Source organism: Abditibacteriota bacterium (assembly GCA_017552965.1).
GTDB lineage: Bacteria > Armatimonadota > UBA5829 > UBA5829 > UBA5829 > RGIG7931.
In genome coordinates, this window is sequence record JAFZNQ010000135.1 from 1 (window position 1) to 9,554 (window position 9,554).

A 9,554-nucleotide genomic window follows, 5' to 3' on the forward strand; every position below is an offset into this window, starting at 1 on the left:
CGAGATGGTCATGCCCGGTGACCACGTAGTCATCACTGCCGAGCTGATCCATGCTATCGCTATGGAAGAGCAGCTGCAGTTCGCTATCCGCGAAGGCGGCAGGACCGTAGGCGCCGGTATCGTTACCGAGATCATCGAATAAAGCGGAATATAAATGCAAAACCGGAGCGAGAGCTCCGGTTTTTTTTGTCGTATGCAGCCTATTGCAGCTTTGAGGCCCTGAGCCTGCCGGCTATCATCATGGCCCTGCCCGGGTCCGAGGTGATCACGCCGGTAAACTTGCCTATGTAGCCCTTTTTGCCTATGAGGCCCCGCAGCTGGTATTCCATGGCCTCCTGTATCTCCCGGGTAGTTGCCGGCCCTATGACGTATACGGGCAGCTTGTTCTTGGAGCACTGCACCATGAACACGCCTCTCTGATTGGGGGTGAGCACGCCGAACATGTCGGCGTAGGATACGGCAAAGCCGTCTGCGCCGGATTTTTTGGCATTCTGGAGCCAGAGCTCCTTGTTGTCCGAGGAAAAATAAGCTTCAAGCGGGCTGCGGAGCAGGGTGACGCCTCTGAATCTGGCCCCCTTGGCGGAGCTGATGTCTTCGAGACTGTTCAGTGTCACGGTGACGTTTTTTTCCTGATATCTGCATTTTACCATGACGTCGCGGACGAGAGGCAGGTCGTGAATGCTGTATATATTCAGCATATACCGGACCCTTCCGAAGCGCTGCAGGGTCTCCTCCAGAGAGGGTATCACCTCGTCGGCGTAGGCGTCCTTGAAGACGTCCGTGTAGCCGGCCCGGTAGGCGGTCAGGTCCTGATAGGTCATGCTCTTGATGTCACCCATGGTGTTGGTGGTGCGGTCCAGGTCGGCGTCCTTCAGCAGGACAGGCACGTTGTCCCTGGTGCTTCTGACGTCCAGCATGACCATGTCGCAGCCGGTCTCCACAGCCTTTTGGATGCTGAGGAGAGTGTTCTCGGGAAAGCTGGCCGAGTAGCCCCGGTTGGCCACGATCCTGACCTCCTTTTTGTTGCGGGGGCTCAGCCTGAAGGTGCCGGTTTTGTCCGGGCTGTAATTGGCCCCGAGGCACAGGGATGCGGCCATCAAAAGCATGATGATGAGTGTAGTCGTTTTTTGCATAGGACTGGTCCTGCCGGAAATATGGTCATATGGTGTATAATATAGATAGAATAATTATATCACAATCGCGATGCAAAAGCAAATGGAAAGACTATTAGGGGAAATGCGCCTGGCTCTGGAGGGCTCGGGCTTCGAAGACAAGGTCTATATCGTAGGGGGCCTGGTGCGGGACACTCTGTTGGGCAGAGAGGCTGCCGACCCGGACTTTATGATAGACGGAGACCCGGCTGCCGTGTGCCGTCTGCTGGCAGAAAAGGGCTTTGGCGACAGACCCTCCTATCTGCCGGAGTTTTACTCGGCCAAGCTCTGCAGGGGGAACGTGTTGATAGAGATGACCGGCGGACGGGCGGAGATATACACCCCCGGCAGCCGCAGGCCGGCCACCCGGCCGGCGCCTCTTGAAGAAGACGCCTTTCGACGGGATTTCACAGTAAACGCCCTGTATCGGCATCTGTTTTCCGGAGAGATACTGGACCCTACGGGCATGGGGCTTGCAGACCTGCAGGCAGGGGTGCTGCGGACCCCCATAGACCCCGGGGAGTCCTTTCGTCAGGACCCCCTGAGGATACTGAGGGGGATCAGGTTTGCCGCGCAGCTGGATATGGAGCTAAGTCCCGGGACTGCCCGGGCGGCGGCAGAGGCCGCCGGCGAAACGGATACCCTGTCGGCGGACCGGAGGAGGGAAGAGCTCACCCGTCTGCTGCTGCTCCCGGACCCCTGCAAAGGGCTCAGGCTCCTTGCAGAGCTGGGGATAATGCCCCATCTGCTGCCGGGCCTGGAGAAGCTGGCGGGCTATACGTCCCGGCCCGGCTCCGACGTGTGGGAGCACACGCTGAGGGTGGTCCGGGGAGTGAAGGCTGAGCCCGCTCTGAGATACTCAGCTCTCCTGCACGACATATCCAAGCCCCGGGTGGCAAAGACCCTGCCGGACGGCAGCCTGTCCTTTCCCGGTCACGCCGCCGCTTCTGCGGAAATGGCCCGGGAGCTGCTCTCAGGGCTGGGTATGCCCGCCCACGTCATACACCGGGTCTGCCGGCTCATAGAGGAGCACAATTGCTTTTTCAAGTGCTCCGGAGACAGGGACTTCCGGTATCTGATACACAAGAACCGGGACGTCATACCGGAGCTGCTGCGCCTCATGAAGTCGGACAAGCTGGCGGCTGCCGGCGGGCCTGAGCGTCTGGAGGCTATGCTGAAGACCTATGACCGTCTCCGGACGCCGGACCTGCTGCAAAAGGAGCTGTCGCCCCTGTCGGGTGAAGAGCTGCGGCGGGACTTCGGACTCACGGGCAAAAGCGCCGGCAGAGCCAAGGCGCTGCTGAGAGAAAGCGTGCTGCGGGGCAGCCTGTCGGGAGGCGACAGGGAAGAGGCAAAACGATTGGTGGCAAAGAGCCTTGAGGAGGGATCGCTGTGAAGCCTTTAACGAGAGAACAGGTGAGGAGAGTGATACGGGGGCCCTGGGACCGGCCTGCCGGCTGCCGGGTGCCCATGATCATACATATGTGGGTGGACCCGGTGACCTTCGGCGAGCACAAGGCCCGGGCGGAGGCTCTGCTGGCCGCCTATCCCTGCGACGTTCAGATCATAGGCATCAATATGCCCGCCGCCGTGTCGGAGGACCCGGAGGGCTACGCCTGGGTAAAGGGCGGCGCAGTCAACGCTTCGGGGGCTCTGGACAGCTCTGTGGCCATAGAGCGCTTTGAGGATATGGACCGCATCGAGCAGGAGTTTCCCCGGGTGCGGCCGGATATAGTGCTGCCCTGGAAACCGGAGGACGACGGCCGTTACAGGCTGGGACTCTGGTGGTATTGCCTCTTTGAAAGGCACTGGTCCCTGAGGGGCATGGAAAACGCCCTGACGGACTTTTATCTCTATCCGGAGGAGACCCACAGGCTCTACGGACACTTGACGGATTTTTATTGCGAGACCATAGTCCATGCCCATGAGCAGGGGCATCTGGACGGCATCATGTTCTCCGACGACATTGGTCAGCAGACGGGGCCTTTTTTCTCTGTGAAGATATTTGACGAGTTTTACAGGCCTTATTACACCCGCCTGTGCCGGACCATACACGACCTGGGCATGGAGGTCTGGCTCCATTCCTGCGGCAACATCCAGCCTCTTATCCCGCCTCTCATCGAATGCGGCTTCGACGTGCTGCACCCCATACAGAAATACACCATGGACGAGAGGGAGATAGCCAGGCTCTTCGGCAGGGATATATGCATCCTGGGGGGTATGGACGTGCAGCAGACCATCCCGTGGAAGCCGGCGGAGGACGTGCGCAAAGAGGTGCGCTTTATGTACGACACCTATCTGGCCGAGAGCAGCCGCTTCATGATCACTGCGGGCAACGGCATCACTCCCGACTGCCGCATAGACGCTCTGGAAGCCTTTTTGGACGAGAGCTACCGATACAGAAATCCGGACCTGTAATAAAAAGAGGCCGGCAGGATGAGTATCCTGCCGGCGTTTTTTTTGTGTGTCAGCTGTGTTTTTTGGCTTTGGCCTCTTCGGCTGCAGCATAGGACTCTGCCACCTGCTTCTTGAGGGTGAGCAGGTCCGGCTTGCCGCTGCCCAGTACAGGGAAGCTGTCATATACCCGATAGTGAGCAGGCAGCTTGAACTTGGCCAGCTTGCCCCAGAGAAAGTCGCGGATGGCGTTCTCGTCCAGAGTCTTGCCCGGCTCCATCACCACGGCCGCAGCCACGTCCTCGCCGTAGAGGGGGTGGGGCACTCCCACCACGATGGCCTGAGATATATCGGGATGGGTGATGAGCAGCTCTGAGATCTCCTTGGGGATGATGTTCTCGCCGCAGCGGATGATGAGCTCCTTGACTCTGCCGGAAAAATACAGATAGCCTTCTTCGTCCATCATGCCCAGGTCGCCGGTGGCGATCCAGCCCTCCGAATCATAGGCCTGATTTGCAAGAGGCAGATTGTAATAGCTGGTCAGTGAGGTGGCAGCTCTGATGCATATCTCGCCTACCTGTCCCAGAGGCAGGGGCTTGTTGTCGCCGTGATTGCGTATCTCCATTTGTATATGGGGAAGAGGCTTGCCCACTGTGCTGAGTACTCTCTCGGTGGAGTCGTGGAGAAGGGTGATGCTGATGGCCGGGTTCTCGGACATGCCGTATATGTTGCCCATGTGGTTGTTGGGGAACATCCTCGTCATGAGCTCCATCTGGGCCGAGCTGGTCACCGCTCCTCCCAGAATGGAACATCTGAGGGAGGCCACCTTGTCGGGCGAAAAATTCTTGTTGTTGATGACGGCCAGCAGCATGGTGGGCACAGAGTGGAACATGGTGCACCGGTTCTTTTCGATGATGGATTGGATGGCTGCGGGGGTGGCCGTTTCGGGGATGTAGCTGGGACTGTCGCACTTAATGGCTATGACGAACATGATGGCAAAGCCCAGTATGTGGAAGAAGGGCAGGCTGATGCAGTTGCGGTCCTCGGAAGTGATGAGGTATTCGTCCAGTACCCAGAAGATGCAGTCAAAAATGGCCTTGGAGGAAAACACCGCGCCCTTTGCCAGACCGGTGGAGCCGGAGGTAAACAGCATGAGACAGGCGTCGTCTTCGTCGAAGAGGTCTCTGTAGAGGTCCTTGACTGCGGGGTATTCGTCATAACGGGTGGTATAATCGTGGGAATCCCTGATGTTGTAGGTCTTTCTGATGCGGCTGTCACCGGCTGTGACCAGAGAAGAATAGACGTCAAAATCCGACACGCCCGGTATGCGGCCCACTATCATGAACTCGATGTCTCCGATCTTTGACTGACCGATGATCTCCTCGGGGCTCAGGAAATAATTCATAAGGATGGCGATGGCGCCCAGCTTCTGCACCGCAAAGAAGGCGCAGAACCAGTTGATGGAATTGAGACCGATGATGGCCACGTGGCTGCCTTTTTTGACGCCGAGCCGGGCCAGGTCGTCCGCCATGATCTGCGAACACATCTCCACGTCCTTCCAGGTGTAGTCCCTGTCCCGGTAGTTGATGATCATCCTGTCCTCCATTCCGGGGACCTGTTTGGCGGCCAGCATGGCCTTAAAGCTCTTTTCGGTGCTGACCGGAACGTAATCCGACGGGGGAAGACTCTCGTTCACGCTGTAGGTGAGCATGTTGTCATAGCCGTTGGCATGGAAGAGCTCTCCTACGGCAGGGGAAACGTTGACTACAGACAGGTCCAGGCCGCCCTTCATGGCAAAGAGAAGGCGCTTCAGGCCTGTGCTGGTGATGTGGCTGACTTTCGCAAAATCCAATACTACATGGCCGCTGCAGGCCCTGAGCGCCCGGTCCAGCGCTTCCGCGCCTTCGGCATCCACGGGTCCTGCGATACGCAGCATGTCAGACTCTTTGATTATTTCGATCATTGTATTCCTTTAGGCTCTCCGCCCGGAGGCGGTGATGATAAGATACATATATATTATAGCATATACGGAGCATTCGGGCAATAGAAGGCTCATTCCCCGGGCTGCTTCAGCAGCTCTCTGTAGAGGGTGTTCCGGGGGATGCCGGTCCGGCGGGAGCAGACCCTGACCGCATCCCGGGGGCTCATGCCTTCGTCCAGCAGGCTCCGGAGCAGCTCTGCGGCGTCCACCGGCTCCTCCCGGCTCTCTTCGGGCTCCCGGCAGCCGTCTATGATGATGACAGCCTCGCCCTTCACCTCTCTTCCTTCATAGGCTTCCAGTATCTCCGCGGCGGTGCCTCTCACGGTCTCTTCGTGGAGCTTGGTCAGCTCTCTGGAAAAAGACAGCCGGCGGCCGGGCATGACTTCGGCTATCACGGCAAGGGTCTTCTTGACCCTGCCCGGGGCTTCGTATATGCCGGTGGCGCAGGTCTCCGGGGCTATCCGGGCAAAGAAGGCCCTGAGCTCTCCCGATTTTCTGGGAGGAAAGCCTGCGAACCTGAAGCTCTGAGCGTCAAAGCCCGACAGGGTCAGGGCGGTGATAAAGGCGCAGGCTCCCGGCAGGGCTTCCACCGCTATGCCTTTTTCGCAGGCCAGGGCTATGAGCCGTGAGCCCGGGTCGGACACGCAGGGAGTGCCGGCGTCGGTGACCAGAGCGCAGGTCCGGCCCGCCTCCAGCAGCTCTATGATGGCCAGCACCTCTTTGTCGGCGCTGAATTTGTGATGGGAGACCAGCGGGGTGTGGATGTCATACCTGGCGAGCAGCTTCATGGTGGTGCGGGTGTCCTCGCAGGCTATGAGATCCGCCTCCCGGAGTATCCTGAGGGCCCGGAGGGTGATGTCCTCCATGTTGCCGATGGGGGTGGCAGTGATATACAGTGTTCCGCTCAATTTGTGGTGGCCTCTATTTCTGCGCTCTTGGCGGCGACAAAGCGCTTTATCTGCTGCCAGTCCGGGGAGTCCAGACCGGGGTCGGCTTCTATGATGCTCCGGGCCAGCTCCTTGGCTTTTTGGAGCAGAGCTCCGTCCCTGAAGATGTCCGCCGCCTTGAAGTCCGACAGTCCGCTCTGTCTGACTCCCGACAGCTCGCCGGGCCCCCGGAGCCTCAGGTCTTCTTCGCTGATCTCAAAGCCGTTGTTGGTGCGGGTCATGATCTCCAGCCTTTTGCGGCTGTCCTCGGTGACTCCCTCGGAGATCAGTATGCAATAGCTCTGCTGCGAGCCTCTGCCCACCCGTCCTCTCAGCTGGTGCAGCTGGGACAGGCCGAAGCGGTCGGCGCTCTCTATGATCATACAGGTGGCGTTTGCCACGTCCACCCCCACCTCTATCACCGAGGTGGATACCAGTATCTTCACGTCTCCCTTTCTGAAGCTGGTCATGATACGCTCTTTTTCATCGGCAGACTGCTGGCCGTGCAGGAGAGCTATGGGGTATTCGGGGAAGAAATCCCGCTTCAGCTCTTCGCACAGCTCGGTGGCTGCCCGGGAGGTGATGGCTTCGCTTTCTTCGATGAGGGGACACACAACGTAGGCCTGCTGCCCCTGAGCGATGAGGCTTTTCAGAGCCCGATAGACCCGGGGGCGCTCCTCGGGCTTTTTCCAATGGGTCCTGACGGGCTGCCTGCCCGGAGGCATGGTGTCTATGACGCTGATGTCCAGATCCCCGTACACGGCGTTGGTGAGGGTCCTGGGTATAGGGGTGGCAGTCATCAGCAGCAGGTCCGGCCTTGGCCCCAGGGGAGAGGCGTCCCGGGCCTTGTCATACAGGGCGGTCCTCTGTCTCACTCCGAAACGGTGCTGCTCGTCCACCACTACCAGCCCCAGTCTGTGAAAGCGTACCTTGTCGGCTATGAGGGCGTGAGTGCCTATGACCAGCTGCACTGCTCCCGACTCCACGTCCTCCAGAGTCTTTTTTCTCTCGGAGGCCTTCAGGCTGCCGGTCAGCAGCGCGGGCCTGAAGACGTCTGCCTTGTCTCCCAGCATGGACCTGAAGCTCAGGTAGTGCTGCTCCGCCAGTATCTCCGTGGGGGCCATGATGGCCGCCTGCATGCCGTTTTTGCAGCAGAGGAGCATGCCGGCCAGGGCCGTGAGGGTCTTGCCGCTCCCCACGTCTCCCTGCAGCAGCCTGTTCATACAGTCGGGCTTGCGCATGTCAGCGACTATTTCCATGACGGACCTTTTCTGTCCCTCGGTGAGAGGGAAGGGGAACAGGGACCGGAACTCGGTGAAAAAGTCGTCGGGCACCCGAAAGCTGATGCCCCGGCCCGGCAGCTTCTGGCGCTGTTTTCTCTGGACGAGGGCCAGCTGCAGCACGAACAGCTCTTCAAAGGCCAGACGGTCTCTGGCCCGTAGAAAGCCTTCGGGGCTGTCGGGATAATGCATGCCGCGGACGGCTTCCCACAGGCCCTCGAGGCCGTATTCCTCCCTGACGGAGAGAGGCAGGGTCTCGTGATAGAATTCCCGCTCGTATTCAAGAGCCTTGCGCACAAAGCTCCGCATCTGATTCTGGCCGATGCCGTCGGTGAGATTGTACACAGGGACTATCACTTCGTCCGTGTCCGGGTCCTCCAGTATCTCGGCTCCGATCATCACCGGATAGCCGGCCCTGTCCATGGTCACGCTGCCGTACACGGTCACATTTCTGTCCTCCAGCTTCCGGAGGCGGGCCAGGAGATAATTGCCGTGGTTGAACCACACCAGGCTGAGGGTGTCCAGACCGTCGGTGACTCCGGCGGTGATAAGGGTGATGTTCCTGCGGCGGGTCTGTTTTTGGCTGACGGAGATCAGGGTGCCTCTTACGGAGACCGGCGTGTCAAAGGGGACCGCTCCGGCGGAATATACCTTGGAGCGGTCTTCGTACCGCATGGGATAGTGTTCGCACAGGTCTCTGGTGCTGTGGATGCCCAGCTTGGCCAGCCGGGCTTCCATCTTGCGACCCACTCCTGACAGGTGTCGGACTTCCATGTGGCAGCCTGTGTCAGAGCAAGCCCTTTTCCTTGGCGAAGGAGTGGACCTGAGAGCCTATCTTGGCGTTTTTCAGCTTGATAGGGGTGTTCTCTTCGAAGGCGTCCGGCGCAATGGTCACGTCGGTGTCCGGCAGATGGATGGTCTTGAGCCTGTCGCAGCCGTAGAAGGCGTGAGAGGCTATCTTCACCGTCTGGGGGTCGATGGAATACTTGAGGTTGGACTTTTCCTGAGGGTATCTCACCAGCACGGTCTTGTCCTTGGAATACAGGACTCCGTCCACGGAGCAGAACTGCCTGCAGCTCTGACGCACGTTGATGGCCTTCAGACCTGTGAGCTGGTCAAAGGCTTCGGGGTCCACCACTCTCACGTTGGCGCTGATGGAGACTATGCTGATGGCCTTCTGACCCTTGAAGGTCTTTTGGTGCACGTTCTTGGTGTTGCCCCTGATGTTGAATACGCCCTGGTCCTGGCTCTTGCCGGCCTTGGCCTCCTTGCGGTCGCCGGGAGCTTCTGCCTCGGTCCCGTCGGTCTCTTCTGCAGCTTCCGAAGGCTCTTCTGCGGCCTCCGCGGTCTGCTCCTCTGCCGCGGGCTCCCCGGCGGGTTTTTCGGCGGCCTCTGCAGGCTCGTCTTCTGCGGACTCCTCTGCCACGGTCTCCCCGGCGGTCTCTGCCGCAGCTTCCGAAGGCTCTTCGGCAGTCTCTGCGGGCTGCTCCTCTATGGGTTCCTCTACGGGCTCCTCTTCTGTAGGCTCGGACTGAGCCTCGGAGGCTTCGTAGTCGGACGCCTGCTGGTCGGCGGCAGGAGTCTCAGCGGCGACGTCCGCGGCAGGCTCTTCCCCGGGGGCCGTCCCGGCGGTCTCGTCAGGCTCGGACTGCCCTCCGGCAGCAGGCTGGGAGTCTATCTCTCTGAAATAGTAGCCCAGGTCGTTCTGAGGCTCGGCGGGCTTGGCAGGCTTTTCCTGAGGCGCGGACTGCTGCTGCTGTCTTCTGTTTGCTCCGTCAGACTTCAGCAGGTTGTGGTCCTTGGCGTATTTCCAGCCCATGGA

The 9,554-nt window shown here is 59.6% G+C and carries 8 protein-coding genes; 3 read left to right on the plus strand and 5 right to left on the minus strand.

The annotated features are described in order from the left end of the window. Positions 1–142: elongation factor Tu (tuf, locus tag IK083_11055; protein MBR4750091.1), on the plus strand; the 142-nt coding region annotated here is incomplete at its 5' end. Between the two features lie 58 nt (positions 143–200). On the opposite strand, the gene IK083_11060 is transcribed toward tuf, so the two are convergent. Then, positions 201–1,133, minus strand: a complete 933-nt coding sequence (locus IK083_11060; GenBank protein MBR4750092.1) for a hypothetical protein — start codon at positions 1,131–1,133, stop codon at positions 201–203. A gap of 82 nt (positions 1,134–1,215) precedes the next feature. Between IK083_11060 and IK083_11065 the strand changes: the two genes are divergently transcribed. Next, a complete protein-coding gene (locus tag IK083_11065) occupies positions 1,216–2,547 on the plus strand; it encodes an HD domain-containing protein (GenBank protein ID MBR4750093.1) in 1,332 nt (443 codons plus the stop codon). After that, positions 2,544–3,569, plus strand: coding sequence for a hypothetical protein (locus IK083_11070; GenBank protein ID MBR4750094.1), 1,026 nt, complete (start codon positions 2,544–2,546; stop codon positions 3,567–3,569). The genes IK083_11065 and IK083_11070 overlap by 4 nt, the downstream gene beginning before the upstream one ends. Positions 3,570–3,618: 49 nt before the next feature. Here the strand turns inward: IK083_11070 and IK083_11075 are convergent, their stop codons facing one another. From IK083_11075 to IK083_11090, 4 genes are all read right to left on the minus strand, one after another. Continuing rightward, entirely contained in the window at positions 3,619–5,481 is a 1,863-nt protein-coding gene (locus IK083_11075) for an AMP-binding protein (GenBank protein ID MBR4750095.1), read from the minus strand. Between the two features lie 116 nt (positions 5,482–5,597). After that, a complete protein-coding gene (gene rsmI, locus IK083_11080) occupies positions 5,598–6,434 on the minus strand; it encodes a 16S rRNA (cytidine(1402)-2'-O)-methyltransferase (GenBank protein ID MBR4750096.1) in 837 nt (278 codons plus the stop codon). Next, positions 6,431–8,506: an ATP-dependent DNA helicase RecG gene (gene recG, locus IK083_11085; GenBank protein ID MBR4750097.1), complete on the minus strand. Its 2,076-nt coding sequence runs from the start codon at positions 8,504–8,506 to the stop codon at positions 6,431–6,433. Before recG ends, rsmI begins: the two co-directional genes overlap by 4 nt. Positions 8,507–8,519: 13 nt before the next feature. Continuing rightward, on the minus strand, positions 8,520–9,554 hold a 1,035-nt coding region (locus tag IK083_11090), incomplete at its 5' end, for a leucine-rich repeat protein (GenBank protein MBR4750098.1).